Origin of the sequence: Nitrospira defluvii (genome assembly GCF_905220995.1) — a bacterium.
Taxonomy (GTDB): domain Bacteria; phylum Nitrospirota; class Nitrospiria; order Nitrospirales; family Nitrospiraceae; genus Nitrospira_A; species Nitrospira_A defluvii_C.
In genome coordinates, this window is sequence record NZ_CAJNBJ010000018.1 from 137,682 (window position 1) to 162,988 (window position 25,307).

Here is a 25,307-nt window from a genome sequence, read left to right on the forward strand (position 1 = left end):
CTCATGGTGCAGCAGGGCCCGGTCTCTGCCCCGGATTGTGCAAGGATGCGAGAGCGGCTTTCAAGAAGGCGACCTGTTCATCCGGTAACCCCGGCGGGTCCGTCGCCTCGAACAGCACCTGATCCGGATGGTCACGCATAGCCCCGGCCAGACGACGGGCGGCATCAAACGCCTTTACGATTTGCCGGTTCACCACGTTGCCGATGAGCGGCCGAAGCAGCGAGAGCAACCCCGCATACAGCCGGTTATCGAGCCGCAGGTAGGCCACCATCGTATTGTCGGTCGATTCGATCCCCTGCCCATCTTGTACCGGATGCAATTTGAACAACACCAGGGCCTTGCCGCTGACGCGCGGCACAAACCGTCCGTCATGGGTTCCCTCGACATAGTAGATCCGCGTGCTTCGATCCTGATAGAGCGGATGCACGATGCCTTCCGTGCCTTCACCGTCCGTCGCCCAAAACTCATCCGGCCCGCGCAACTCAGCCTTGTAGAGTCCAAGGTCGAGACGATTGGCGAGGGCCGCGGCCATCACCGGATGCTCCAGCAAGTACAGATAAATCTGTTCGGGTAACGGCGTGCGGATCGGACCGACCTTGTTGGCGGTCGTGTAATGCGTGACGATCGGCTCGATCCGGCAAGCCCAGGCAGCGTCAATCCGGTCGAGAGGAAATAGGACCCCGGCATGGAGGGAAGGAAGCGGGCAACGATCTGATTCGGCATACCCGCTGGAGAGGAAGGCGACAGCTCCGGCCACGAAGACGACCGCCGCCGCGCCGATGCGCCGAACGGCCAGGCCGGCCCTGGTCATGAAGGCCGCTGCGGCACGGAGATCGTCACCTGAGCGGGAAAGAGCTGTGCAGGGTCGTGCCTGAGACGTGCCTGTCGCAGCAACGTATCGACCTGTGGAGTAACCACACCTTCGAAGGACACCTGTCCATCTGTGGTGATGAGGATCGGCTTGGAGAGATCGACGAGTTCATCATTCAGATACAGCGCGTACTGCCGCACATGGTCGGTGTGTACGTCAATCCTATTCGGCCCCGTCACTTGTGCGGTCAATCGGGCGTAGGTCCGTTGGCGAATGCTGTCGTCCCGTTTGTCGATGAGGTCTTCGGAAAAGGAAGCAATCTGATCCGTCGCATCGATCCGCACCCAACCGAACGGCAACAGATGGCTCGCATCACGCACGACCGTCACGGTCTTTGGTACCGGGGTCCGGCGCTGATTATCGAACCACTTCACCAGATCAGGCAGTTCTTCCCGCGGAAAAAAATGGCCCCCGGCCATCGCGTGGGTACGGTCATGCTCACGGTAGATGAACGGATACCCGAGATTCTTCAGCTCACCGGCCAGTTTGCGGCTCAACTCCACCGGCATGACCTGATCCTGCGATCCATGGATGATATAGATCGGCGTCGTACGGAGATTTTCGAGGAACGGAAACAGCACATCGTCGATCCCGCTGGCCATCGGCGCAAGACCGGCGAAGAGCGGGGCATGGTGCATCCCGATCAACCAGGCGCCGATCCCGCCGTTGGACATGCCGCTCAAAAAGATCCGGTTCGGGTCGATCCGATAGCGCTGTTGTAGGTTGCGCACCGTCGCCAACACGAGATCTTCCGCCCGCCTCGTAAACCAGGCACCGGCCGGATAGGTCGGACAGGCCAGGATGTACTGTTCCCCCAACCGGGACTTCCATCGATCCAGATAGGCTTCACCGGTGAACCCGGCCCCGTGCAGGCAGACCACCAACGCATAGTCCTTGGTCGGCTCATAACTCTGCGGGACCGACAAGCTCAGCCGATAGGGGCGATCACGCACAACGATCTGTTCGTCCGGCAGCAAACCAACCGGTTGGAGACCATGGGGCTGTCCCTTGCGCACAATCTCCTCTACCGCCGGCACGGTCGCATCGGGGCGTTGCAGAATCGTCGCCAGCACCGCGCGTGCCTGTTCCCCGTCTTCGGTTGTGAGGTATTGCCACACTTGGGCGGCAAGGTCTGTGGCGGAGGGTTGCTCGCCGGCATCGGCCGTCGTCACCACAAGGCCGATCACCACAAGGCAGCACAGGAAAAACAACAGCGCAAAGGATCTGCGTGGATGAGCAGCACAAACGGAACGGACTAACAAGTGAACCGTGCTCCTAGTCAGTGGAAAAATCTGCTTCGATCAGCATATCACGCTCGACCGGCTCGATGCGCACATTCTTGAGAAGCACGGCTTCTCGCAGGCGGCGCGGCGACAAGCCGCCCAGCAACCCCTTGGCATCCTGCCCGCCGAGCAGAAGCGGCGCAACGAAACACATGAGCCGTTGGGCGAGGCCGGCCCGCACCACGGCTGCATTGAGCTCGCTGCCCCCTTCGACGAGCAGGCTCGTGATGCCGAGTTGGCCAAGCCGTCCCCACAACGAACGCAGATCGACGTGGCCCCTCGCCTTCGGAAGGACCAACACGTCGACGCCACGGCCTTTCAAGGTGGCAATCTTACGCGGCTGAGCCGCACTTGTCGTGACGAGCAGGGTGTGAGCATCCTGCTGCGCTTCGAGCACCGCGGCCTTGAAGGGAATCCGTAAACGGCTGTCCACCACGATACGCAGGGGCTGCCGTGGAGACAGGTCGCTGCCCGGCCTCGCGGTCAACCGGGGATTGTCTCGCAAGACCGTGCCGATTCCGACGAGCACGGCATCGACGTCCGCGCGCAGTCGATGAGCCCGCATCCGCGCTGCCTCGTCGGTAATCCATTGCGATTCGCCGCGGGCGGTTGCGATCTGCCCATCCAAGGTCATTCCGGCTTTCAAGATGGTAAAGGGCCGGCCCGTTTGCACCCAATGGATATAGGCCTCGTTGAGTTGCCTGGCTTCACGTTCGCGGCACCCGAGGTCGACCGCGATCCCTGCCCGCTTGAGTTGGGCTACGCTTCGACCCTGCACCTGAGGATTCGGATCGACCATGCCCACGACGACGCGGCGGACACCGGACGCGATGACAAGCGGGACACAGGGCGGGGTGCGTTTTTTCAGATGACTGCAGGGTTCGAGGGTGACGTAGAGGGTGCCGCCTTTGGCACGAGAGCCGGCCTGACTGAGGGCGATCACTTCGGCATGGGGGCCGCCGACTTTGCGATGGGAGCCCTGCCCGACGATGGTCCCGCGGTTGACGACAACCGCGCCGACCATGGGATTGGGGCTGGTGTGGCCCCGGCCCTTCGCGGCAAGGCGAAGCGCCAGGGCCATGAATTCAAGATCGCGGGAAGACGATCTCACCGTTTCGTACGCTTCGGGCTCCGTACCGCGCGTTTGGCAGCAGGCCGCTGCTTGACCGCCACAGGCTTCGCGGCCTTCTTGGTCGCCTTGGCCTTGGCCGCTCCCTTACTGCTTGGTCGAGCTTTCTTCGGCTTGGCTTTTTCCGCCTCTTCCTGCGTCAGCGCCGCCTGTGCCGCCGCCAATCGAGCGATGCCGACCCGATAGGGGGAACAACTCACGTAATCCAACCCCAACAGGTGACAGAACTCGACGGAACTGGGATCACCCCCATGCTCGCCGCAAATACCCAGCTTGATCGTGGGCCGGGTCTTGCGCCCGCCGGTAATCGCCGTCCGCATGAGCGACCCCACGCCTTCCCGATCCAAAACCGCGAACGGATCGCTGTCGAGAATATTCGCCGTCTTGTAGAAATCGATAAACTTGGCCGCGTCATCGCGGGAGAAGCCGAACGTGGTTTGGGTCAGGTCGTTGGTGCCGAAGGAGAAGAATTCCGCCTCCTCCGCGATACGATCGGCCGTCACGGCGGCGCGCGGCAACTCGATCATGGTACCGACGAGATAGGACAACTTCACGCCGTACCGCTTCATGGTTTCCGTGGCGACCTCGCGCACAAGATCCTTCTGCGCCTTCATTTCCGAAACCATGCCGACCAGAGGAATCATGATTTCCGGAACGATCTTCGTCCCTTCCTTCGCCAATTCGCACGCCGCTTCGATGATCGCGCGCGCTTGCATCTTCGTGATTTCCGGCATCGTGATCCCGAGGCGGCAGCCTCGCAAACCCAGCATGGGATTGAACTCATGCAGTTCTTCCACACGGGCCAGCAACCGTTTCTTCTCTTCGAGCACGGTCGGCGAGCCGCTGGTCAGTTCCAGTTGCGCAATTTCCACCATCAGATCTTCACGCTTCGGGAGAAACTCATGCAACGGCGGATCGAGCAACCGGATCGTGACCGGGAAGCCCTTCATTTCGCGGTAGAGCCCGATGAAGTCCTGCTTCTGCAACGGCAGCAGCTGCTCCAGGTACATCTCCCGCTCTTCTCGTTTCCGCGCGAGGATCATCTTCTGCATGATTTGGATGCGATCCTCGGCGAAGAACATGTGTTCAGTACGGCACAAGCCGATCCCTTCGGCACCGAAGCTCCGCGCAATGCGGGCTTGATCCGGCACATCCGCATTGGCCCGAACCTTCAACTTGCGCACGCCGTCGGCCCACTTCAGGACCGATTCGAACAACTGATATTTCTCCGAGGCCGCGGCTTCCATCTTGCCCTGCAGCACCTGGATGACTTCGGACTCCACAACGGGAATGTCGCCGCCGTACACGTTGCCGGTCGACCCGTTGACGGACAGATAGTCCCCTTCGCGGAAAATCTGGCTGCCGATGCGCACGGTCTGACTATCCACCACCTCAATGGCCTCACATCCGGCGACGCAGACTTTGCCCATCTGCCGGGCGACGACGGCCGCGTGAGACGTCATGCCACCACGCGCGGTCAGAAAACCCAGGGCGGCGTTCATACCGTGAATGTCGTCAGGGCTGGTCTCCTGCCGCACCAGCACGACACGATTGCCGGCGGCTTTCATTTCGACCGCACGGTCGGCCGTCAACGCGACTTTCCCGGCCGCCGCGCCAGGACCGGCCGGCAACCCCTTGCCGAGCGGCGTGCACTGCGATTCTTCTTTGGCATCGAAAATCGGATAGAGGTACTGCGCGAGCTGGTCGGGCCCGATCCGCTGGAGCGCCTCTTTCTTGGTGATGAGGCCTTCCTTCACCATGTCGACGGCAATCCGGACCGCCGCGACTCCGGTCCGTTTGCCGACGCGGGTCTGCAACATGTACAACTTGCCCTCCTGGATGGTGAACTCCAGGTCGAGCATGTCCCGATAGTGACGTTCCAATCGCTTATAGGTCGTTTCCAAGTCTTTGTAGGCCTGCGGCATGAACTTTTCGAGCTGGTTCACGGGCAGCGGAGTCCGGATGCCGGCCACCACGTCTTCCCCCTGCGCGTTCGTCAAACATTCGCCGAAGAACTGGCGTTGTCCGGTAGCGGGGTCGCGCGTGAAGGCCACGCCGGTGCCGCTGGTCTCCCCCATATTGCCGAACACCATGGCCACCACGTTCACCGCCGTGCCCCAGGTTTCGGGAATGTTGTACAGACGGCGGTAGGTCACCGCCCGCGCGCCGTACCAAGAGGAGAACACGGCATTGATCGCCATCCGCAGCTGTTCGAGCGGATCGTCGGGGAAATCCCGTTTGGTTTCTTCCTTCACGAGCTCTTTGAAACTGACGACCAGTTCCTTGAGCGCCTTGGCATCGAGATGGGTGTCCTGCGTGACCCCGAGGTCCCGTTTTTTGTGTTTGAGAATGTCTTCGAAATGTTCGCGATTGATGCCCATGACGATGCTGCCGAACATGCTGATGAAGCGGCGATAGCTGTCTTGCGCAAACCGTTCGTTCTTCGTCTTGATGGCCAGCCCATGGACTGTCTTGGTGGTCAACCCGACGTTCAACACGGTGTCCATCATGCCCGGCATCGAGGCGCGGGCGCCGGAACGCACGGAAACCAGCAGGGGATTGTCCGGATCGCCGAAACCGGCCTTCATCGATCGTTCAATCTTCTTGAGGGCATGCAACGCCTCGTCCATCATGCCTGGAGGATACGCCTTGCCGCGCTTGTAGTATTCGACGCAGGCCTCGGTGGAGATCGTAAACCCGGGAGGCACGGACACTTTGAGATTGGTCATCTCGGCCAGTCCGGCGCCCTTGCCGCCGAGCAATTCCTTCATGTTGCCTTTGCCCTCGGCTTTTCCATCTCCGAAGTAATAGACGTATTTCTTGGCCACGCGACGCTCTCCTTCTGCTATGAGGTCAATGAGTCGGGACCGATGGGCGGGCGGCGGCTTCCAATCGCATGCGATAGCGGTTGACGACGTGTCTGGTCACGCGAATGCCGCACACGATGATTCCCACCACGAACGCGCCGACCGCAAACAGCCGGTAGTCCACGAACGGTCCATAGTCGAAATAATACGTTCCGTCTGCACCTTGCTTAAGTTGCGCATCTTTCTGAAACGTATGAGTCTTGCCGGTCGGGTCGGCGAGGTTGAGCCACTCCGAACAAAACTGCACGGGGTTTTCCGAGCCCGGCACATGCTGGTAGGCCAGTCGCAGGCAAATGTCTTGTCTGGAATCATAGATATCCGGTGTCCGCACCAGCCGTTCAAAATTCAGGCCGGTCACCCAGATGCCGAAGAGAAACACCGCGTTGCACACCACCATCATGACGACGCTGATGCCGGACGCAAACCGCCGAACTTTGGTCGCCCTTACCTGGGCCGCGTCGCGTGCCTCGGGTGACTGAGGGAAGCTCTCAGAAGTCGCGTCCAATCGTTCACCATCCGCTATGTCCCTTGTACCACAATCTGGGAGAAATCAGCGAATGACATGAACAAATCGTCGACTTCCTTCAAGAGCGACAGTCGATTCCCGCGAATCGCCGGATCCTCGGAATTCACCATGACCGCGTTGAAAAAATCGTCGATCGATCCTTTCATGCGAACCAGCACGTCCAGCGCCTGCCCATACTGACCGTGCCCCATCGCCGCGCGATAGTCCTCATGACTGTTCTGGACGGTGTGATGCAACGCCGTCTCGGCAGGCTCCCGGAATAACCCGGAGTCCACCGGCTTCCGGTCCCACTGCTCTTTTTCCGTCAACCGGTGGGCGCGCTTAAACCCGACAATCAAGGGATCGAACTCGGCCCGCACGGTAATCTGCTGGAGCGCCTTCATCTTGTCGAAGAGATCCACAATGTCGATGCTCCCGCGATCGACTGATTTGAGCACGGCCTCCATGACATCGTCGCGCAATTGATGCGTACTCTTTCCGTAGAAGCGGACCCGCTCAAAGAGAAAGCTGATCACGTCCGGCGCTCCGCCTTTGCCCGTCTGAGGCGCAGCCGTCACATTCTGACCGGCCAAGACCTCCTGAGCGGTTTGCACGACTTGCGCAAGATTCACACGTAACCCGCTCTCGATCACAATGCGCACGATGGCCGTGGCATGGCGTCGAAGCGCGAAGGGATCTTCGGATCCGCTCGGGATCAGACCGACCAGGAAAAATCCCGCGATACTATCCAATCGATCGGCCAGGGACAGCACCTTGCCGGCCAAGGACTCCGGCAACTCCCCTTCCATGGCGCGAGGCATGTACTGCTCGCGAATCGCCGCGCTGACGACGGGAGATTCACCGTCATGCGCCGCGTATTCGCCGCCCATGATCCCTTGGAGCGTCGGAAACTCTCCGACGATACCGGTCAGCAGATCGGCCTTGCTGAGTTCAGCCGCACGCCGGCACGCCTGCCGGAACTGTTCATCACCGACCTGTGCGGCGAGGAACTCCGCCATCGCCACCACGCGCTGCGTCTTCTGATGCAGGCTGCCGAGTTTTTGATGAAAGGTCACCGCCAACTGCTTCGCCACACGATCGGCCAGGGATGTCTTGCGATCCTCGTCGAAGAAGAATTTCGCGTCCGCCAGACGGGCAGCCAGGACCCGCTCGTTGCCCTCGCGGATCAGCTGCATGTTCGACAGCTTCATGTTGGTGACCGCGAGAAAATTCGGCAACAACGCACCTTTCGAGTCCACAAGGGAAAAATACCCCTGGTGCTCTTTCATCGAGGTCATCAGAATTTCTTTCGGGAGCGAGAGATAGTGCGGCTTAAAAGAACCCAGAATCGTCAGCGGACATTCCACCATATAGACGGCCTGCTCCAGCAGCTCGTCGTCCTGGTGCACATGCCCTCGCGCGGACTTGGCCAGCGAGGCCAATTGGTCGACGATCATGGCCCGTCGCCGATCCTGATCCACAATCACACTGTGGCGTTCCGTCTCTTTCACATAATGCGCGATGGACTTGACCGGAAAGCCCTTCGGACTGGATACCTTGACACCCAGCACCCGATGTCCCTGACTGAGATTGCCGGCCTTGATCGTCGCGAAGTGAATCGGCAGGACTTTTCCGCCGCAGAGAGCCACCAACCACCGCACCGGCCTGGCAAACCGCACACCGGTCTGATTCCACTGCATGGCCTTGGGGAACGACAACTTCGCCAGCAACTGCGGCAAGGCCTGCGTCAGCACCGACGCAACAGGCTGCCCCTTCTCCTGCTTTACGGCAAAGAGGTATTCGCCCTTGGGCGTCTGCCGGATTTCCAGTGCCTCGACGGGAATGCCCTGCCCGGCGGCAAACCCGATGGCTGCTCTCGTGGGCTGACCGGACTGGTCGAAGGCCACGGCTTTCGACGGCCCCATGGCCTCTGTCACCGCGGAGGCTTGCTGTTTGGCCAGTCCTTCGACCAACAACACCAGTCGACGCGGGGTGCCCATGGTCCGTACGGAGTCGTGGGTCAGCCGCAGGTCTTTCAACAACGTCTCCGCCCCCTGCTGCAACGCGCGTAAGGCCGGGGCCACAAACTGATAGGGCAACTCCTCCGTGCCGATTTCAAGCAGCAATTCGGTCGTAGCCGGAGTCTTGGCGCGTGAGGCCGATGCAGGCTTCTTCACACGTGAAGCGGTCTTGGTCTTGGGTTTTTTCGTTGGCATCGTGGAGTCGGGTCCGCAGGCTACTTGGTGGTGACCGGTGTGTGGCTGGTGGTTCCTTTACCTACCCGCCCCGGTTGTTTGATCAAGGGATGCCCCATGGCCTCTCGGTCGGCTAGATATGATTCGGCGCAGCGCCGCGCCAACGCCCGCACCCTGGCGATATAGGAAGTCCGCTCGGTCACGCTGATCGCGCCACGCGCGTCGAGCAGGTTAAACATGTGCGAGGTTTTGATGCAGTAATCGTAGGCCGGGAGCGTCAACTTCTTTTCGAGCAGACGCTGACATTCTCCTTCGAACGCTTGGAAGGTGGCCATGAGCATGGGCACTTCTCCCTCTTCGAAGTTGTAGCGTGAAAACTCGACTTCGCTGCGGTGATGCACGTCGCCGTAGGTCACGCCGTCGGTCCACTGCAGATCGTAGACGTTATCGACCTGCTGCAGATACATCGCGATGCGTTCGGTCCCGTACGTAATCTCGCCGGTGATCGGATTGAGCGGGATTCCGCCGATCTCCTGGAAATAGGTGAACTGGGTAATCTCCATTCCATCGAGACGGACTTCCCAGCCCAACCCCCATGCCCCGAGGGTGGGGGATTCCCAGTCGTCCTGCACAAACCGGATGTCGTGTTTCTTCGGATCGATGCCGAGTTGCTTGAGGCTTTCGAGATAAAGGCCTTGAATGTCATCCGGCGCGGGCTTCAGCACCACCTGATACTGATAGTAGTGCTGCATGCGATTGGGGTTTTCCCCGTATCGCCCGTCGGTCGGACGGCGGCAGGCCTGCGGATAGGCGGCACGCCAGGGCTCCGGCCCAAGCGAACGAAGAAAGGTCGCAGGATGGAAAGTCCCCGCGCCCATTTCCAAATCGTAGGGTTGATGAACGACACATCCACGGTCGGCCCAAAAACGATGCAGGGTGAGAATGAGGTCTTGGAAATTCACCGGGTGTCCAGATCTAGCCGCTGGCTGCTCGTGATGACGGATGAAAAAGCAGGCCTGAAGCTAGCAAGAACGGTTACAGGGTGTCAAGAAATTGAAGCTCCGATTTCAATGGGTTGCGGTGCGGAACGTCACATGAGGCGGCGCGGATTTCTTCTTCGCCATCTCGTCGTCGAATCGCTTGAATCGTGGCGCGCGCTGGTTTATTCTGCAAAATCTTGAGCAACTCACTAGACAACTTCTCACGCTATGAAGTTCTCCAAGAAGAGTGAATACGGGCTCCGGGCACTGCTCGAACTCTGCGAGACCTACGGAGGCCGCGTGCTCCAGCGCCATGAGATTGCCGAACGGCAGAACATTCCTGTCGAGTTTCTCGAACAGATTCTACTGGCACTCAAACGTGCCGGGCTGCTGGCCAGCCGCCGCGGGATTCGTGGCGGATACGCCCTGATCAAGTCTCCCGACGACATTACGCTGGGCCAAGTGATCCGGATTTTAGACGGACCGCTCGCGCCGATCAGTTGCGTCAGCAAAACCGCGTATCAAAAATGCGCCGACTGTCCCTACGCCGCCAAACCGTCCTGCCCGTTACAGCAGGCCATGGGAGAAGTCCGCGATGCCATTGCCAACATTGTCGACCATTACACCTTGAGTCGATTCGCCCATACCAAACTGGCGGAAGGATCTTAATGCGTACCACCGGCCATATCATCACAACACTCGTACTCAGCGTCCTCACATTCTGGGGCCTATTCACGTTCCCGGCGGCATCGAGCCACGCAGCCGAGACGCGGGATTTGATTCTGGCTGCTTACAGCGTGCCGAAGGAAGCGTACGAGCGCCACATCATTCCCGCCTTTCAGCGCTACTGGAAGCAGAAGACAGGACAGGATGTCCGCGTGCGCAGCTCCTATGGCGCCTCCGGTGCCCAGGCGCGCGCGATCATCGGCGGATTCGATGCGGATGTCGCCGTGCTCTCGCTGGAAGGTGATGTCGATCAAATCACCAAAGCCGGCCTGATCACGCATGACTGGAGAAAGGCCCCGCATGGCGGCATGATCTCCGCCTCGGTCGTGGCGCTCGGCGTCCGGAAAGGCAATCCCAAAGGCGTGAAGGGCTGGGAAGATGCGGCTCGGCCCGGCGTTGAAGTCTTGTATCCCAATCCCAAAACCTCCGGCGGCGCCATGTGGGATGTGATCGCAATTTATGGCGCAGGACTGAAACTGGCCGAGCAGCGGGCGGGAAAACCGGTGGCTCCGGAAGCGGCCGCGACGCAAGCAGTCGACTTGCTGACCCGCATTCAGCGCAACGTGAAAGTCATGGACAAGAGCGGCCGCGAATCGGTGACGACCTTCGAGCGCGGCGTCGGCGATGTAATCGTGACCTATGAAAACGAACTGTTGCCGCGCGTCAAAAGCGGCCGCCCCTACGAGATCATTGTGCCGGCCGAAACCGTGTGGATCGAAAATCCCGCCGCAGTCGTTGACACCTATGCCGATCGGCATAAGGCCAGGGATCTGGCCGAAGCGTTTGTCACCTTCCTCCATGGACCAGAGGCACAAGCCGCGTTTATCGAGCTGGGATTCCGGCCGTTGGATCGTGACGTAGCGGCTCCTGCCTCCGGTACCGCACTGCCCCAACCGGCCCGCCTCTTTACGATCGCGGAGCTCGGCGGATGGGATCAGGTCAGCACCAAGTTGTTCGGCCCCCAAGGGCTGTGGACGAAGATTGTCGAAGACGTATCAAGAAAGTAGAACGGGGAGCGATCATTGACCTCTCATCTGTTAGTCAGTGTGGCGCTCCGGTCCGCGGCGGTCGGCTACGTGCTGCTGTTGATCTTTCTGCCTCTGGCGGCCCTCGCGCAACAGTCCGTCGCCGCAGGCTGGGATCGCTTCATCCAGGATTTGTCGGCACCACAAGCCGCGGCGGCACTCTGGCTGACCGTAGAAACTGCCGCCATTGCGACGGCCATCAATGCCGTCTTCGGCACCTTGTCGGCCCTTGTACTCGTGCGGTACGAATTTCCCGGTCGCTGGCTCTTGAACGCCCTGGTCGATCTGCCATTCGCCATTCCCACCCTTGTGGCCGGACTGATGATTGCCGCCATCTATGGGCCGACCAGCGTCATCGGCACCTGGCTCCAGCAGGGTGGCCTGACGGTGCTGTACAACCAGCCCGGCATCATTCTGGCCATGCTGTTTGTCACCATGCCGTTTACGATCCGTTCACTTCAGCCGGTGCTGATGGGACTCGAACGCGATCAGGAGGAAGCGGCGTTCACCCTCGGAGCGAGCCCCTGGATGACCTTCTGGAAGGTAACGGTCCCCTCCGTCCTACCAGGCCTATTAACCGGCGTGTTCCTGACCTTTGTTCGGGCGCTGGGCGAGTTCGGCTCGATCGTCATCGTGGCGGGCAATATCCCGATGAAGACACAGGTCGCGTCGGTGTACGTGTACGGAGAAATCGAAAGCTACAACCCGCAGGCGGCGACATCCGTCTCCGTGTTGATTCTGCTCATTTCGTTTGTGGTGCTGCTGCTGCTGGAACGGCTGACCCGGCGTCCCGGTGAACGGTTGCCTCAACTGTTTCGCTGGTCGAGTCGGAATGAGCAACCGGGCCAGGATTCGGCAGTGCCGACGGCTGCGCACTGAAGGGCGAACCGGGTTGTGATCGTGGTGAATGTCACGGGAGTGCGGGCATGCGTTGGTTGTTGATCGGGATTGTCTGGCTCTATTTTCTAGTCCTTTTGGTGGGCCCGATCCTCTACATGGCGAGCCAGAGCTTCAGCGAAGGGCTGGCAGCCTTCTGGGCGGAAATTTCCCGGCCAGAGGCACTGCACGGCTTTACGCTCACCGCTGAGATCACGTTGATCGTGCTGGTGCTGAACCTCGTCTTCGGCACCATGACGGCGCTGGTATTGGCACGGCAACAGTTCTGGGGCCGCAGTCTGGTCAGTGGCGTGATCGACCTGCCCTTTGCCGTGTCGCCCGTGATCGCCGGATTCATGCTGATCCTACTTTTTGGGCCGGACACCATGCTGGGCGCCTTGTTCGGCCAGGCTCACATCAAGGTACTCTTCGCGCTGCCCGCCATGATTCTCGCCACCCTGTTCGTGACCTTTCCGTTCATGGTGCGGGAACTCACGCCACTGTTGCAGACCCTGGGCACCGAGGAAGAAGAGGCGGCGCGCACGTTGGGCGCCAACGAGTGGCAGGTCTTTCTCAAGGTGACCCTCCCTGCCTTGCGCTGGGGGCTGGTCTATGGTGCGACCCTCACCGTTGCGCGGGCGATCGGCGAATTCGGGGCCGTATTAGTAGTGTCGGGGAACATTCTGCTGCTCACGCAGACCGCCACCTTGCATATCTATCAAAGTTATGTCGATTTCAATTATGTGGCGGCTAATGCCGTGGCCTTGACCCTGCTCGCCGTCTCTTTCGCGATCCTCACGGTGCTGGAGATTGCGAAGGCCAGAGCGGAGACGACCGTCGCGGAAGCGGGAGCGCAGTAAGCCGGTGAAAATAGAAGTACGCGGGCTCACCAAGAAATTCGGTTCCGGAACGGCGGTCGGCAATGTCTCGTTCGTGGTGAACGAAGGTGAACTGCTCGGCCTGCTCGGCCCAAGCGGCAGCGGAAAAACCACGGTGTTGCGGTTGATTGCCGGCCTGGAAGTTCCAACGTCTGGTGACATCTTTATCGACGGCAAACGCGTCAACGACCTGACCGTGCAGGAACGCAACATCGGCTTCGTGTTCCAACATTACGCCCTCTTCAAACACCTGACGGTCTTCGACAACATCGCCTTCGGCCTCAAGATCAAGAAGTGGAACCGGCACGATATCGAACAGCGCGTCTTGGAGTTGCTCGCCCTCATGAGCCTGGACGGACTGGGCAGTCGCTACCCGCACCAACTCTCCGGTGGGCAACGTCAGCGTGTCGCCATCGCGCGGGCACTCGCGCCACGTCCTTCCGTGCTGTTGATGGACGAACCGTTCGGCGCGGTCGATGCCAAGGTGCGGCAGGAGCTACGCGAGTGGCTCATCCGCCTGCATACGGATTTGAATGTCACCAGTCTCTTCGTCACTCACGATCAGGAAGAAGCGATGGAAGTGTCCGGCCGCATCATCGTGTTCTCCAAAGGCAAGCTGGAACAGGCCGGCTCGCCCGCCGACGTCTACGAAGAACCGGCCACGGAATTTGTGGCGCGCTTTATCGGGTCGATGAACATCGTGGAAGGCATCGTGCGGCGCGGGCAGGTGCAGGTGGGCTCACTGGAATTCCCCGCTCCAGGATTCTCCGACGGCCAGAAGCTCCAAGTCGGCTTCCGCCCGTACTACGTGAAGGTCGCCGAAGATGCGACCCGCTACCGTCAGCAGGCCAAACTCCGCCACATTTATTTTCTCGGGGTCGCGTACCGGCTGGAGATCGAAACCGCGGACGGATTGATTCTCCGCTCGCGCATGAACAAAGAAGAGTTTCGCCGCTGCAATTTTGTCGTCGGGCAAGCCGTCTCGTTTGCCGTCACCCACTTCCGCATCCTGCCCCAAGAAAGCGCCGGGCCATCAAGCGAAGCCAAACCCGGCAGCCCCATCACGGGACCGCTGACGCCGTAGCGCTAAGCTGCTCCACCCAGAGCAGCCTGGTCCAGATTAAGAGAGCCTCTCACCACGTTGAACCCTTCACGTGCGATGAACACAGGGGACAACATGGCAAGAACAGCATTGCTCCTCCTTCTATTGCTCGCAACATTTTCCGGCACCTTGTCGTCATGCTCCCGGGCTTTCATTGTCAAAGCAGAGGGCAAATATGGCGACACAATCTATTTCCGATTCTACAAGCTTGAGGGAACTGCGCGTGCAACGCACAACGTCGTCGAGCTGATCGTTCAAGAGAAGATAGGGGATAATCAGTGGGATCCAGTATGGTCGTTAAGTGGCGAGCGATCGATTGACGAAATCGGGTATGGAAAGAAATATGACGGCCTCAACGAGATCACTCCTGCACTGCCCCTTTCATTGAAGGGGGAATATCGTGTGCAGGTGAAGGATGGGCCAAGGTTTGACCCTCCTGGATACGGATATGTCCAATTCACATTTGATGACGCTGGAGAAATAGTCATGTTGAGCGACTGGGACTCAACCGGGATGGAAAAAAGGATGAGCGCTTCTGAGCAGATTCAGTAGCCTCCCCCCTCCCTCATCTTCGCACAACGAACCTGCGAGATATTCCAAAGGGCCGGCAATATCAGCTTTCTACGGTGTCTTCCGGAGATACAGCAGCCCACTGCCTGGAAAGGACACGTGAGCAAACGTTCGCTCCCGCCGATGAGGATGTCTGCGTGCTTCATGCTTCCGGTTTTGAGTTCCATCCACTCCATGGTGAAGGCGCCGCTCGCGCCGGTCAGATTGACGGTCACCGGTCGAGTCGCTTTTTGAGCGCCGGCTTCCGCCGTCACGCCGCCGGCCTGGATGTGGATCAATTCTTCGCGCCCCCGATCGGCCAGCCAGTAGCCGGCCGAGGCCAGGGTTGAAGCGGGACAGATCTAATCGTGGCCTGTTGTCTAGGACAATGCCGGTGGCCCGTGCGCAGATACGGACGTGGCGACACCTCCTGCTCATGAGTCGGAGAATGCATGAGCTACCCGCCGTCTGAATGGGTCGATTCAGTGCCCCACATGCGAATGAAATTTGTGATGTGGCGCGGACAGACGATCGAGACAGGCCGGATAGTCGAACACCTGTGTGACATCCTGAAAGTTTTCCCGCGAGTGGGAACCGGTGAGGTAGACCATCCGGTCTTGCGCATCCGCGGAGTAGCGCGGATTGTCGGCAGACTGTCGCAGCGGTCCCTGCGTTCGGGATGCCGGAAGTCCATCTCCTGCTCCGGCCGCGTCCACGCCGGCGACACTCAACAGTACCAGACAGAGAATTCAAGGAACCCAGGATGCTGTATGCCGTTGCTCCACTCCACGCGGACTCCCGCAGATCCGGACTCAGCATCGCCATGCTCCGTCACAATCTCGCATGTTGCAGCCCGGACTGATGGCTGCCCTCAGGACTTTGCACGCATCATCGCCCGAGACCACGAGACGACTTGAAGGGCTGTTCGCTTCGGCAGGCCCATCAGGAAACCGGAGCCGGCGCTTCAATAATAGGTGAGGCTCCGCTCGCGGACGTGCGACTGCTTCAACGTCTCACGGCCGTTGACGACCTCCCACCAGCGGAACGTTTCGTTGATCCAATTTCCAACCGCATCGTATTCATACTCATAGGCCTTCCGATCGGTGACACGGTCACCGGCGTCGTAACTGCGTTCTTCGATCTGACTCCCACGTTCGTCATAGCGAAACTCCGAACGACTCTGCCTCCGCCCCTTGAGGTCGGACACCACCTTTTCCCTTACATGCCCACCCCCATCATACAGAATGGCCACTTCGTACCCGGCATCAAATCGATCCGTCATGACGATCTGATTGCCAGCCGCATCATACCGGTAGTTGCGCTCGAATCGTTCCCGGGATAGGCGGCCCGCCTCGTCGTAGCCATAGAGGTTGCGATTGACCACGTGAACCGCATTGTAATGCAACGCACGTATGCGGCGATGTGCCCCGTCATAGTCATACAGGGACACATTCTCGAACGTACCGTCCCCCCACACTGCCAGCTCGGCGGATCGATTGCCGCGATCGTCATACACCGAACGGGTTTCCTTGACGAGGTCCCCCTGCGCATCCCGTATGACCTCGGCAATTCGTCGCCCGGACTGATCGTAGGTATAGGTAAATCGCAACGGCCATAGACTCTGGGAGGTCTCTCTGCCTCCTTGAACACGTTCAAGCACGCGTCCCTCCTGATCGTATCGATCAGTTTGGATAAGAAGGCTTTCGCTGGTTTCGACGGTCCGGACCGGGCCAACCAGTCCGTCCTCCTGCCGGTCGGACAGGTCAGCAGCGAAGACCGGCAAGGTGAGACCGAGAGCCACCAGACTGGTCAGGAGACGGCACAGACGTGAGCGGAGAGGACAAGAGGCAAACCACCCCGGCCGGAGGCGGCCGGGAGCGGCAGAGGGAAGGGATCGAACGGGAGGGACCTCCGACAATTTACTCGACGGACGCCAGCGACCCGAGAATATGGTAGCCCCCATCGACGTAGATCACCTCTCCGGTGATACCGCGACCCAAAGGACTCACGAGGAACAGCGCCGTATCGCCGACTTCGCCCTGCTCGGTCGCCCGCCGCAACGGCGCGAAGGCCCGATGATGATCGACCATCTTGCTGATCCCGGACACGCCGCGCGCCGCCAACGTCTTGATCGGCCCGGCAGACACGGCATTGACCCGAATGTTCTTGGGACCAAGATCGTGGGCCAGATACCGCACCGTGGCCTCCAGCGCGGCTTTGGCCACGCCCATGACATTGTAGTGCGGGACGACCCGCTCGCTGCCGAGATAGGTCAGCGTGACGACTGAACCGCCTTCCGTCATCAACGGCATCGCCGCCCGCGTCACCGCCACGAGGGAATAGGCGCTCACATCGAGGGCCGTCGCGAATCCCTGGCGGGTGGTGTTCACAAATTCTCCGCTGAGTTCCTCACGCGGGGCAAAGGCCAGGGAATGGACAACAAAATCCAACCGGCCGAGTTTCTCCGAGGCCTGTTTCATCATTGCGGCGATCTGACCGTCATCGCCGACGTCGCAGACGCAGGCCGACGCACCCGGCAGGGTCTGCACCAATTCTTCAACGTTTTCGCGCAACCGCTCATTCTGATAGCTGAACAGCATCTGGGCGCCCTCGCGCGCCGCAGCCTGGGCGATGGCCCAGGCGATACTGTGCTTATTGGCCACGCCGATAATGAGTCCTTTTTTACCTTCTAACAACATGCCGTCTCCTGCTCCTTCAATAAGATCCCGCACCCAGGGCGCTCACCATAACATGATTCGTTCTTGGAGTGAATGACCTTCCGGCCATCCACCTTCGCCTCATCGAACGGGCACCTTCTGACGTGCGCATTCTGCGAGCATATGCCTCCCCGACCCTCCCAGCTCTTTCACGCCCCCTCCCTAGACCCCATGAGCGTGGCGGCAAACTCTTTCCACTGCGCGCGTCCAACGAGGGCCTTCTGAGGCCGCGCGTTGCGCGAGCAAGAAAGGGATTTCAGCCACCCTCACAACTTCTTTCGCACCTCTTTCCAATCCTTCGCAGCCTTGGCTTTTCGTGGAAGTTCCCCCTTAGGCAGTTCCGGCACCACCACCACCTCCATCCGGTGCTGTAGCAGCATGTCTGCGAATGCTCTTGTGCGGCCGATACCGGATTTCATCGTGGTCCACCCATCATTCTTCAACGCATCGAGTGTCGCACTCAATCCCCCGGTTCCCGGCACCGCGACGAACCCCGGGGGGAACTTGTGTGACGTTAACCACTGGCGGAGCATATGGCCTACGTCGCTCTCCGACGAGGACAGTTCGCCACCCGGCACATACACCACATTGTAGTAATACTGCGTCAACTTTGAGAGCTCCTCCGCCGCATCAGGTACCGGCTCTGTCGGAGACTTTGCACCGATTCCCGCTGGCTCGGATAGCGTGGAGGAAGGGACCGGCAGCATGAGCGACTCCAGTTCGACCAACACGATCGGTCTCCGGCGCTCCCATACACAGAGGGTGGCTTCGCGCGGCTCCGCCGACACGGACGCCGCCGGATCGACCGACAGGCTGATGACATTGGTGCCCCGCATCTTCGGCAGATAATCGAATGACACCTGCCCAGTCTCGTTGGTCGTTCCGATCGCGATGTCTTTCCCGTCGATGCGCAGACGGAGCGGAACTCCGCCCAGCGGACGATGATCGGTCTGACCTGTAGCCGTCAATCGAGCATCGATCCGCACCGGATGGTTCGGCAAGGTCAACGCATCCCGCAGGGTCAGCAGGCCGGTAGTCTTGTCAGCCGCGTCGCTACCCGTGCCGGTACTCACCCACACGAACATTGCGAACAAGGCGGCAAGGGCACGGGAGGCTTGTTGTTGAGGACCCATGGTGCGTCGTTACGAAAGGAGTCCGCGGTCGCGGCTCACGGTGAGATAGGTATCGCCCATGCAAAACAGGATCAGCCCGACCAGCGGCACAAGGGCAAACGAAAACAACCCCACCCAGAGGACCATCAGCACCACACCAGCGATGAACAGCGGTCCGCCACGTTTTTCTCCGATATAGAGATGCCCCAAGCCCGGCACGAGTGACAACGCGGCGGCACGACAGGCATGGGATGTTTTTTCCAGCGGATCCATACCATCACCCGCGCCGAGGGCGCGGCGCGCATTCACCTGCTAGGCCTTCACCGCCGCCAACACTTCGTCCACATGTCCCGGGACTTTGACCTTCCGAAACAAAGCTTTGATCCGTCCGGTGGCGTCAATGACAAAGGTACTTCGCTCAATCCCCATGTATGTCCGCCCGTACATGCTCTTCTCTTTGTAGACGCCGTAGGCCGTACAGACCGCCGCGTCCTCGTCGCTCAACAAAGCAAAGGGTAAGCCGTACTTGGCAATAAACTTCTGGTGTGCGGCTTGTCCATCCTTACTGACCCCGACCACCACCGCACCGGCCTTGGTAATGGGCCCGAGGGAATCGCGAAAATCACACGCTTCTTTGGTGCAACCGGAAGTATCGTCTTTGGGATAGAAGTACAAGACGACCTGCTTTCCCTTGAAACTCTTCAACGTGACACGCTTGCCATCCTGGTCAGGCAAGGAGAAATCCGGGGCTTTGGTGCCCACCTCTAATTCAATCGCCATACGCGTTCAATCTCCTTCTCAATGAGCGCTTCGTGTGCCGGCTAACGTGGTCCGCTGCCGACCGTGGGCCGGCTCGTGCCGTACGGATGCTCCCTCGCCGGCCCCTTTGGCGCTGCAGGGTTTCCGAACGGTCGCAGCGCCGGGGAGTCCCAAATCACCTTATCCCCAGGGGCGAGGTTCGCTGCCGTAATAAACTCCTGACGCGCCTGATCAGTCTGCCCCAGTGCGTTCAATGTGAGCGCGTAATTATAATGGGCCTGCCCCGAGTCGGGCGCAGCCGCGACCACCTGGGCAAACAAGTTCTTGGCTTCCGCCATTTGACCGGTCAGGAACGCCTGGGTCGCTTGACTATTGAGCGCAATCGTTTCGGCCTTGGCGCCATAGGCCAATTCCAACGGAACGAGCGGTTTTGGTTTTGAGTGGCTGCAAGCCCCCACCGACAGTACGAGCACAAACAAGGCAATCCAACAACTGACTTTCATTACTGAACCTCGTGAAAATGATCCGTGTATGCACTCTCAGCATGCGTCCGTGAGGAACAGCCTTACGACGTTCCAGGCATCGGGACAAGAGAACGCGCGGCGGGGGGATCTCAGTTTTTCGATCTTGCGGCCCGTTACGGCTTTGCGCGTTTTTTCTGCTCTTCCTCGGAGGTTTTGCGATACATCACCTCCCACTCCGCACTCCCCTCCACGATCTGCTTCGAGTAGGACGCCAGTTTCGCGCGCACCTTCTTATCGATGTCTGCATCCAACGCCAGTTCCGCCGCCACCACGCGCTTGATTTCGCGCAAGACCTTTCCGTCATCCTCGGTCAGCCGGCACTGCGGGCTCTTCTTGAGCGCACCAAGCACCAGATGGGCGAGGTGGCTGGCTTTGTCGTCGCTGATCATCTTCGACACCACCCTCGGTGGGAACTCTGCCCAGGCATGCACCTGCACGTCATAGAATGATGCCCCGTTCCCGCACCAGCTTTTGCTTGATCATGGTGAACATCTTCTGGTAGTCGACCTGCCCCTGTTCGATTTGCCGTTCATACGGCTGCATCATCCGGCGCACTTCGGCATTCAATCGATCTTCCACCAGCAATTCCTCCGTCATCGCGTGCTCCAACGAGTCCCGGAGTGCTTTTCGATCGCCGCTGATCTCCAGATACTGCAGTTCATGCAAGCGGGCGATCAACGAATCCGCCATATGGTGCACACGCTCTTTCGCCAGCCTCATGGCAAGTTTTCCTCATGAACGGTTATGGAGAAGACTGCCGGGTGCGTTTCGCCACTCAACCGGCCGTCGGCACCGATTCGATGCGCTCGACTCGGATGGTACTGGCGTTCATGGCCTGCCGCAGCATTGCGGCATCACCGACCACCCGACCCACGACATTGACCCGATCAGCCGGCACCGGGTCGGCCCCCATGCTCATCGGCGTACGCCCGAAGAAGATCGCCAACACCTGGCCTGCTCCCCAAAATGCCACGTCCCCCACCTTGACCTGCGTGGTGGCCGTCTCACGGTGATCTTTGACGCCGGGAATCTTAAAATAAAACTCTTCGCCCCACACGTTCAACGGTCCCTCTGCGGGCAATGCCCGATAGAGTTCCTCCGCCGTCTTGTTCCCCTTCAACTCGGCGTCCAACTGTATCCCGCCGACTGTAATTCGGATCCGCTTCGCTGTCCCGTTCGTGTTCATGAACCCTCACCTACGCCGCCGTGCTGCGCGCGACACCAGAGTGACGAAACTCCGCACCAGTCGCGGACTCTAACTTGTTTATCCCCTGAAATCAAGGCTACAATCCCATGCACAGCACGTCTCGACGCTCTATGTTGACTTCGACATTTGTGCATTTGAACGGCATCGGTCCCGCGACCGAACGGCGACTGTGGGAAAGCGGCATCGCCGACTGGAATACCTTTCGCCGGGAGACGCTGGTGCCGGGCATCTCCCCCGCTCGAAAGGTCGCCTATGACGCGGACCTCTCCATTGCCCAAACTCATCTGGATCGCCACAACGCCCGATATTTTGCCGACTGCCTGCACAGTCGCGACCACTGGCGGTTGCTTCCCACCTTCGGCGCACGCGCACTCTACCTCGATATTGAAACCACCGGACTTTCGGCCCGCGACGGGCAGGTCACCATCGTCGGGCTCTACCGTCAGGGACGCATGCGCACCCTGATCCACGGAGACTCCCTCACGCAGGCAGCGATTCAGGATGAACTGGATCAGGCCGACCTGTTGATCACCTTCTTCGGTACCGTTTTCGATATTCCCTATCTGCAAACCTGTTTTGCCGGCTTGCGGGTTGGGATTCCTCACTTCGATCTCTGCTTTGCCGCCAGACGTGTGGGCCTACAGGGCGGCCTGAAATCAATCGAACGGGAGTTGGACATCGCACGAGAATCGGATCTGCTGCAACTTGATGGGTTGGAAGCGGTGCGACTCTGGCATCAATACCGCGCCGGACAGGAGGCTGCGCTGGATCAACTCGTCCGCTACAACGCGGCCGACACCAGAAATCTGGAGCCCTTGGCGGCCTGCCTCTACGAACAACTCGTCGTGCGGTACGGGCCACCCGCGCCGGCCCACCGCGGATAACATGGACGGCCGACACGACAGGTGGGAATGGACGGGGTACGGACAGACAGATCGAGGCCTGATCCGGGCTAGCAACCAGGATGCGTTCCTGGTCGACAACCGACGCCGGCTCTGGGCCGTGGCGGACGGCATGGGCGGTCATCCCGGAGGGGATGTGGCCAGCCGGTTGGTCGTGGACACCCTCGCAGACTTCGCCACGACCCTCTGCCGTAGCACTCTTTCCAGCCAGAAGGACGACGAAGAGCACAGACGACTTCTCCTCACAACCATGGCGGAACAGGCCCATGCGACCATCCGTGCTCACGCGGAGAAAAACCCATCGTGCTTCGGCATGGGCACCACGCTCGTAATGGCGCACCTGCTTCCCTTGATTCAGCCGCGACTCCTGGTCCTGCACGTCGGCGACAGTCGCGCCTATCTGATTCGCGGAAGCACCATCACTCAACTCACACGGGATCACACGCTGATTGAGGACTCCATCCGGCAAGGGCAATTGACACGAGCACAGGCTGCATACCACCCGGATCGGCACGTGTTGACGCGTGCGATAGGGCTCGGCTCCAGGTTGGAATGCGATCTGGTGTCATATGACCTGCACAGCGGTGACCTCCTGCTGCTCTGCTCAGACGGCCTGACCAACCTACTGACCGATGAGGACATTCTCACAACTGTGCTCCCCCACCCCCACGATGCCCATCACTCGACTCGAGCACTGATCCAGGCAGCGCTCGATCGGGGAGGAATCGACAACGTGACGGTCGTCAGCTGTACCGTGAGTGAATCGCGGGAGTAGGCAAATAGCCATTGACACCACCTCAGGCCTGCAGGTAGCCTCACTGTATCAAGCCCCGTAAACTCACGAGCCTGTGACCTGCGACATGTCCCGCAAATGAGCGCCCAATCCCTCCACTACCGCACAGTTGTCCGATTGTACCTACACGGCCTTTGGCTCGGCTCATTATTGAGCGTCCTCTGCGTTTCCTTCGCCGCAGCGGCAGAACCCGTCGGGCCCGAGGCCACTCTACGTGCCCTGGTGCAAGCGAATGCCGAGCGCGACCTCGCCACGATGTCGAAATACATGTCCCACGATGCGGATGCCATCGGGTATACGATCGACGGACGCAAATATGTCGGTTGGCCGGACCTCGCCAGCGACATGCGCAGTGAATTCGACTCGGTCACCAAACTAGAAATTCCCATCACCAACCTCCGCATGTGGACCAGGGGGGATGTCGCCTGGTTCGCCATGGAATTGAACTATATCCGCTACGTCGACCCAGGGGACCTCACCCAGCGCATGATTCTCCCTCTACGCGAAACGGGCGTGTTGGAGCGACGGGACGGCCGTTGGATCCTCGTGGCTTGGCACGAATCCACTCGCCATCACGACAATGACAACGGACCCGCTGCCGGTACGACCACACTCCTTCATCGCGCATCGGATGCCCAACCGGCTGTGCCGAATGGTGTCGATCTCAGCGGACAATGGGAAGTGACGGAGGTCGAGGACAACAAGAAGTACGTCGCAAGCCTGGATGCCCAGGGGAACGGCCCCTATACCTGGCAGGAAGGACAATTCACGACCACCAGTTACGACGACCGCCGCTGGCAAGGCACCTGGAAACAGACCGGAAACGACCGGGAGGGCGCATTTGAAGTGATTCTCTCGGAAGACGGGCGTGAAGCGAAAGGTATCTGGTGGTATGTGCGTGTCGGTACACGGAACAATATTCCACCTCGACAGCATGGCGGCACCTATCAGTGGAAACGACTCACCTCGCCCCCGCCGGCGCCTTAGCGACCGGGTGGCGCTTACCCGCATAGTTTCAGCAATATTGACCACGGCCGGTTTGTCACAACGAGGAGGGGCTATGAATCGTGTGCTTCTAGTAATGGGCTTGCTCTTGGGAATTACCGGTCCGGCCTACGCCGACGGCGGGCACGCGCACCATGCCATTCCCACCATGCCCAGCCTGGGCCAAACCACGCTGGCCATCGACGACCACACGGTCACGCTGACATTCGGCCCCGTCGACCTGCCCACCGGCCACGACGGTGAATTGGCATCCAGCATGCCCAAAAAGGTGTTTCAGCTCCCCGAAGACACGTACATGATCGGATACAAGTCCGAGGTCTTTACAAAAGACGGCAAGCCCCTCCCCAAAAATTATCTTCATCACATTCTCATGCTGAACAATGACAAACCCAGCGTGTCGTGCGACGGCGAGCCGCTCTTTTTCGCGGGGGCCGGCTTGGAAATGACGGAAGCCCGTTTCCCCGAAGGCTATGGCGTCAAGCTGGGCAAAGGACAAAATCTCATGTCGGTCGTGGCCTTCTATCATAAGGCCCCCCCGACGAAGGATGTGATGGCCCGCTTCACGATGTATGTCGCCCCCAAAGGCACGAAGGTACAGGAAATGGACGTCTACCAGGTAGGCGTGAATATCGTGTGTTATAGCAAATTCGGCCAACGCGGCGCGGACCAGACGGACGAAGGCATCGAAATCAAGCCAGGGGTTTCGGTCCTCTCAGCGCCGCTAAAGTTCAGCATGGACGGCTGCGTGAAATTCGCCTATCCGCACGGCCACGACGAACTTCTCATGGTCGCACTCGAAAACAAGACTTCTCAGAAGACGCTCCTCCGCACCGTTCCTGAGGTCGATGCTGACGGAACTTTCCGTGACTTCCTTCCCCATCAAGTCTATCGAGACGGGAAGGGGTTCACCGTCACCAAACAGGATGACTATGAAATGGTGATGGTTCACCACCACCCGTTACACAACCCAAATATTCAACACGGGATGGGAAACTACCTTCTGTACATGACGCCAGGTGTCTGTCCGCAGGAGACGAACACCGCGGTGGTACGCTAGGCCGGACACATCGAGGGTCACCGCGGATGCTGTGCTGCGGTGGCCCCGTCCGCGGAAGCTCTTCTCCTCGCCCGATCCATCCCCTTCACCTCACTCCGATCCGTCACGAAGCAGTCCCAGGGGATCCGGTCAGAGTGGATTCTGCACGCCCAGACTTCCACTCGACCCTACGGAAGTTGGACCGCCCCCTCGGGCAGCGGACTGGGATTCTCAAGAAGGTGTATGATATTGAACCATCCATGCAC

Annotated in this window: 28 protein-coding genes; 11 read left to right on the forward strand and 17 right to left on the reverse strand. The window is 59.8% G+C overall.

Features of this window, described 5'->3' with window-relative positions; translation table 11 throughout:
- Nucleotide 1: 1 nt before the first annotated feature.
- The 7 genes from KJA79_RS19340 to KJA79_RS19370 all read right to left on the reverse strand — a co-directional run bounded on the left by KJA79_RS19340 (nt 2) and on the right by KJA79_RS19370 (nt 9,812).
- On the reverse strand, nt 2-811 hold the full coding sequence (locus KJA79_RS19340) for a hypothetical protein (RefSeq protein WP_213043733.1): 810 nt from the start codon (nt 809-811) through the stop codon (nt 2-4).
- Nucleotides 808-2,058, reverse strand: a complete 1,251-nt coding sequence (locus KJA79_RS19345; RefSeq protein WP_213043734.1) for a carboxylesterase family protein — start codon at nt 2,056-2,058, stop codon at nt 808-810. The genes KJA79_RS19340 and KJA79_RS19345 overlap by 4 nt, the downstream gene beginning before the upstream one ends.
- 88 nt (nt 2,059-2,146) lie before the next feature.
- Nucleotides 2,147-3,265, reverse strand: coding sequence for a bifunctional diaminohydroxyphosphoribosylaminopyrimidine deaminase/5-amino-6-(5-phosphoribosylamino)uracil reductase RibD (gene ribD / locus KJA79_RS19350; protein ID WP_281412711.1), 1,119 nt, complete (start codon nt 3,263-3,265; stop codon nt 2,147-2,149).
- A complete protein-coding gene (ppdK, locus tag KJA79_RS19355; protein WP_213043736.1) occupies nt 3,262-6,111 on the reverse strand; it encodes a pyruvate, phosphate dikinase in 2,850 nt (949 codons plus the stop codon). The genes ribD and ppdK overlap by 4 nt, the downstream gene beginning before the upstream one ends.
- A gap of 25 nt (nt 6,112-6,136) precedes the next feature.
- Nucleotides 6,137-6,550 carry a hypothetical protein gene (locus KJA79_RS19360; protein ID WP_213043737.1) on the reverse strand — a complete coding sequence of 138 codons (414 nt, stop codon included), beginning with the start codon at nt 6,548-6,550 and terminating at the stop codon, nt 6,137-6,139.
- Between the two features lie 119 nt (nt 6,551-6,669).
- Entirely contained in the window at nt 6,670-8,871 is a 2,202-nt protein-coding gene (gene glyS, locus KJA79_RS19365) for a glycine--tRNA ligase subunit beta (RefSeq protein ID WP_213043738.1), read from the reverse strand.
- 20 nt (nt 8,872-8,891) lie between these two features.
- Complete coding sequence (locus tag KJA79_RS19370) at nt 8,892-9,812, reverse strand: glycine--tRNA ligase subunit alpha (protein ID WP_213043739.1); 921 nt, start codon at nt 9,810-9,812, stop codon at nt 8,892-8,894.
- Between KJA79_RS19370 and KJA79_RS19375 the strand changes: the two genes are divergently transcribed.
- The 7 genes from KJA79_RS19375 (at nt 9,747) to KJA79_RS19405 (ending at nt 14,989) form a co-directional block, all read left to right on the forward strand.
- Nucleotides 9,747-10,031, forward strand: a complete 285-nt coding sequence (locus tag KJA79_RS19375) for a hypothetical protein (RefSeq protein ID WP_213043872.1) — start codon at nt 9,747-9,749, stop codon at nt 10,029-10,031. The genes KJA79_RS19370 and KJA79_RS19375 overlap by 66 nt on opposite strands.
- A gap of 27 nt (nt 10,032-10,058) precedes the next feature.
- Nucleotides 10,059-10,499 (forward strand): RrF2 family transcriptional regulator, encoded by a 441-nt coding sequence (locus KJA79_RS19380; RefSeq protein WP_213043740.1) that lies wholly within the window; start codon nt 10,059-10,061, stop codon nt 10,497-10,499.
- On the forward strand, nt 10,499-11,563 hold the full coding sequence (locus KJA79_RS19385; protein ID WP_246507806.1) for a sulfate ABC transporter substrate-binding protein: 1,065 nt from the start codon (nt 10,499-10,501) through the stop codon (nt 11,561-11,563). Before KJA79_RS19380 ends, KJA79_RS19385 begins: the two co-directional genes overlap by 1 nt.
- Before the next feature lie 15 nt (nt 11,564-11,578).
- Nucleotides 11,579-12,460 (forward strand): sulfate ABC transporter permease subunit CysT, encoded by an 882-nt coding sequence (gene cysT, locus KJA79_RS19390; protein ID WP_213043741.1) that lies wholly within the window; start codon nt 11,579-11,581, stop codon nt 12,458-12,460.
- 47 nt (nt 12,461-12,507) lie between these two features.
- On the forward strand, nt 12,508-13,317 hold the full coding sequence (locus tag KJA79_RS19395; RefSeq protein ID WP_213043742.1) for a sulfate ABC transporter permease: 810 nt from the start codon (nt 12,508-12,510) through the stop codon (nt 13,315-13,317).
- A 4-nt stretch (nt 13,318-13,321) separates the two neighbouring features.
- Nucleotides 13,322-14,419: an ABC transporter ATP-binding protein gene (locus KJA79_RS19400; protein ID WP_213043743.1), complete on the forward strand. Its 1,098-nt coding sequence runs from the start codon at nt 13,322-13,324 to the stop codon at nt 14,417-14,419.
- A 93-nt stretch (nt 14,420-14,512) separates the two neighbouring features.
- Complete coding sequence (locus KJA79_RS19405; RefSeq protein ID WP_213043744.1) at nt 14,513-14,989, forward strand: hypothetical protein; 477 nt, start codon at nt 14,513-14,515, stop codon at nt 14,987-14,989.
- A gap of 479 nt (nt 14,990-15,468) precedes the next feature.
- On the opposite strand, the gene KJA79_RS19410 is transcribed toward KJA79_RS19405, so the two are convergent.
- The 10 genes from KJA79_RS19410 to KJA79_RS19455 form a co-directional block, all read right to left on the reverse strand.
- On the reverse strand, nt 15,469-15,717 hold the full coding sequence (locus tag KJA79_RS19410; RefSeq protein WP_213043745.1) for a hypothetical protein: 249 nt from the start codon (nt 15,715-15,717) through the stop codon (nt 15,469-15,471).
- Between the two features lie 233 nt (nt 15,718-15,950).
- Entirely contained in the window at nt 15,951-16,787 is an 837-nt protein-coding gene (locus KJA79_RS19415) for a hypothetical protein (protein ID WP_213043746.1), read from the reverse strand.
- A gap of 118 nt (nt 16,788-16,905) precedes the next feature.
- Nucleotides 16,906-17,685: an enoyl-ACP reductase FabI gene (locus tag KJA79_RS19420; RefSeq protein WP_213043747.1), complete on the reverse strand. Its 780-nt coding sequence runs from the start codon at nt 17,683-17,685 to the stop codon at nt 16,906-16,908.
- Nucleotides 17,686-17,969: 284 nt separating this feature from the next.
- Nucleotides 17,970-18,836 carry a hypothetical protein gene (locus KJA79_RS19425; protein ID WP_213043748.1) on the reverse strand — a complete coding sequence of 289 codons (867 nt, stop codon included), beginning with the start codon at nt 18,834-18,836 and terminating at the stop codon, nt 17,970-17,972.
- Nucleotides 18,837-18,845: 9 nt separating this feature from the next.
- On the reverse strand, nt 18,846-19,088 hold the full coding sequence (locus tag KJA79_RS19430) for a hypothetical protein (RefSeq protein ID WP_213043749.1): 243 nt from the start codon (nt 19,086-19,088) through the stop codon (nt 18,846-18,848).
- A 39-nt stretch (nt 19,089-19,127) separates the two neighbouring features.
- Entirely contained in the window at nt 19,128-19,595 is a 468-nt protein-coding gene (gene bcp / locus KJA79_RS19435) for a thioredoxin-dependent thiol peroxidase (RefSeq protein WP_213043750.1), read from the reverse strand.
- Between the two features lie 41 nt (nt 19,596-19,636).
- Nucleotides 19,637-20,077: a tetratricopeptide repeat protein gene (locus KJA79_RS19440; RefSeq protein WP_213043751.1), complete on the reverse strand. Its 441-nt coding sequence runs from the start codon at nt 20,075-20,077 to the stop codon at nt 19,637-19,639.
- 134 nt (nt 20,078-20,211) lie between these two features.
- Nucleotides 20,212-20,487 (reverse strand): DUF507 family protein, encoded by a 276-nt coding sequence (locus tag KJA79_RS23070; RefSeq protein WP_213043752.1) that lies wholly within the window; start codon nt 20,485-20,487, stop codon nt 20,212-20,214.
- Nucleotides 20,488-20,536: 49 nt separating this feature from the next.
- Nucleotides 20,537-20,818, reverse strand: coding sequence for a DUF507 family protein (locus tag KJA79_RS23075; protein WP_213043753.1), 282 nt, complete (start codon nt 20,816-20,818; stop codon nt 20,537-20,539).
- Between the two features lie 55 nt (nt 20,819-20,873).
- Nucleotides 20,874-21,284, reverse strand: a complete 411-nt coding sequence (locus tag KJA79_RS19455) for a cyclophilin-like fold protein (RefSeq protein WP_213043754.1) — start codon at nt 21,282-21,284, stop codon at nt 20,874-20,876.
- Nucleotides 21,285-21,415: 131 nt separating this feature from the next.
- On the opposite strand from KJA79_RS19455, the gene KJA79_RS19460 reads away from it, so the two are divergent.
- The 4 genes from KJA79_RS19460 to KJA79_RS19475 all read left to right on the forward strand — a co-directional run bounded on the left by KJA79_RS19460 (nt 21,416) and on the right by KJA79_RS19475 (nt 25,062).
- On the forward strand, nt 21,416-22,189 hold the full coding sequence (locus KJA79_RS19460; RefSeq protein ID WP_213043755.1) for a ribonuclease H-like domain-containing protein: 774 nt from the start codon (nt 21,416-21,418) through the stop codon (nt 22,187-22,189).
- Nucleotide 22,190: 1 nt separating this feature from the next.
- The gene (locus KJA79_RS19465; protein WP_213043756.1) at nt 22,191-22,982 is read left to right on the forward strand and encodes a PP2C family protein-serine/threonine phosphatase; all 792 of its coding nucleotides are present in this window, start codon (nt 22,191-22,193) and stop codon (nt 22,980-22,982) included.
- Between the two features lie 96 nt (nt 22,983-23,078).
- Nucleotides 23,079-23,987 carry a nuclear transport factor 2 family protein gene (locus KJA79_RS19470; RefSeq protein WP_281412712.1) on the forward strand — a complete coding sequence of 303 codons (909 nt, stop codon included), beginning with the start codon at nt 23,079-23,081 and terminating at the stop codon, nt 23,985-23,987.
- Nucleotides 23,988-24,060: 73 nt separating this feature from the next.
- A complete protein-coding gene (locus KJA79_RS19475) occupies nt 24,061-25,062 on the forward strand; it encodes a hypothetical protein (RefSeq protein WP_213043758.1) in 1,002 nt (333 codons plus the stop codon).
- The last annotated feature ends 245 nt before the right edge of the window (nt 25,063-25,307 follow it).

Bases quoted from the DNA above. Each gene is read 5' to 3' on its own strand.
- KJA79_RS23070 (WP_213043752.1), bottom strand. From the start codon at position 20,487: ATGATCAGCGACGACAAAGCCAGCCACCTCGCCCATCTGGTGCTTGGT.
- KJA79_RS19405 (WP_213043744.1), top strand. From the start codon at position 14,513: ATGGCAAGAACAGCATTGCTCCTCCTTCTATTGCTCGCAACATTTTCC.
- KJA79_RS19385 (WP_246507806.1), top strand. From the start codon at position 10,499: ATGCGTACCACCGGCCATATCATCACAACACTCGTACTCAGCGTCCTC.
- KJA79_RS23075 (WP_213043753.1), bottom strand. From the start codon at position 20,818: ATGAGGCTGGCGAAAGAGCGTGTGCACCATATGGCGGATTCGTTGATC.
- KJA79_RS19360 (WP_213043737.1), bottom strand. From the start codon at position 6,550: ATGATGGTGGTGTGCAACGCGGTGTTTCTCTTCGGCATCTGGGTGACC.
- KJA79_RS19470 (WP_281412712.1), top strand. From the start codon at position 23,079: ATGAGCGCCCAATCCCTCCACTACCGCACAGTTGTCCGATTGTACCTA.
- KJA79_RS19380 (WP_213043740.1), top strand. From the start codon at position 10,059: ATGAAGTTCTCCAAGAAGAGTGAATACGGGCTCCGGGCACTGCTCGAA.
- KJA79_RS19440 (WP_213043751.1), bottom strand. From the start codon at position 20,077: ATGAAAGTCAGTTGTTGGATTGCCTTGTTTGTGCTCGTACTGTCGGTG.
- KJA79_RS19460 (WP_213043755.1), top strand. From the start codon at position 21,416: ATGTTGACTTCGACATTTGTGCATTTGAACGGCATCGGTCCCGCGACC.
- KJA79_RS19340 (WP_213043733.1), bottom strand. From the start codon at position 811: ATGACCAGGGCCGGCCTGGCCGTTCGGCGCATCGGCGCGGCGGCGGTC.
- KJA79_RS19420 (WP_213043747.1), bottom strand. From the start codon at position 17,685: ATGTTGTTAGAAGGTAAAAAAGGACTCATTATCGGCGTGGCCAATAAG.
- KJA79_RS19375 (WP_213043872.1), top strand. From the start codon at position 9,747: ATGAACGACACATCCACGGTCGGCCCAAAAACGATGCAGGGTGAGAAT.
- bcp (WP_213043750.1), bottom strand. From the start codon at position 19,595: ATGGCGATTGAATTAGAGGTGGGCACCAAAGCCCCGGATTTCTCCTTG.
- KJA79_RS19425 (WP_213043748.1), bottom strand. From the start codon at position 18,836: ATGGGTCCTCAACAACAAGCCTCCCGTGCCCTTGCCGCCTTGTTCGCA.
- KJA79_RS19430 (WP_213043749.1), bottom strand. From the start codon at position 19,088: ATGGATCCGCTGGAAAAAACATCCCATGCCTGTCGTGCCGCCGCGTTG.
- KJA79_RS19465 (WP_213043756.1), top strand. From the start codon at position 22,191: ATGGACGGCCGACACGACAGGTGGGAATGGACGGGGTACGGACAGACA.
- KJA79_RS19475 (WP_213043758.1), top strand. From the start codon at position 24,061: ATGAATCGTGTGCTTCTAGTAATGGGCTTGCTCTTGGGAATTACCGGT.
- KJA79_RS19455 (WP_213043754.1), bottom strand. From the start codon at position 21,284: ATGAACACGAACGGGACAGCGAAGCGGATCCGAATTACAGTCGGCGGG.
- KJA79_RS19395 (WP_213043742.1), top strand. From the start codon at position 12,508: ATGCGTTGGTTGTTGATCGGGATTGTCTGGCTCTATTTTCTAGTCCTT.
- glyS (WP_213043738.1), bottom strand. From the start codon at position 8,871: ATGCCAACGAAAAAACCCAAGACCAAGACCGCTTCACGTGTGAAGAAG.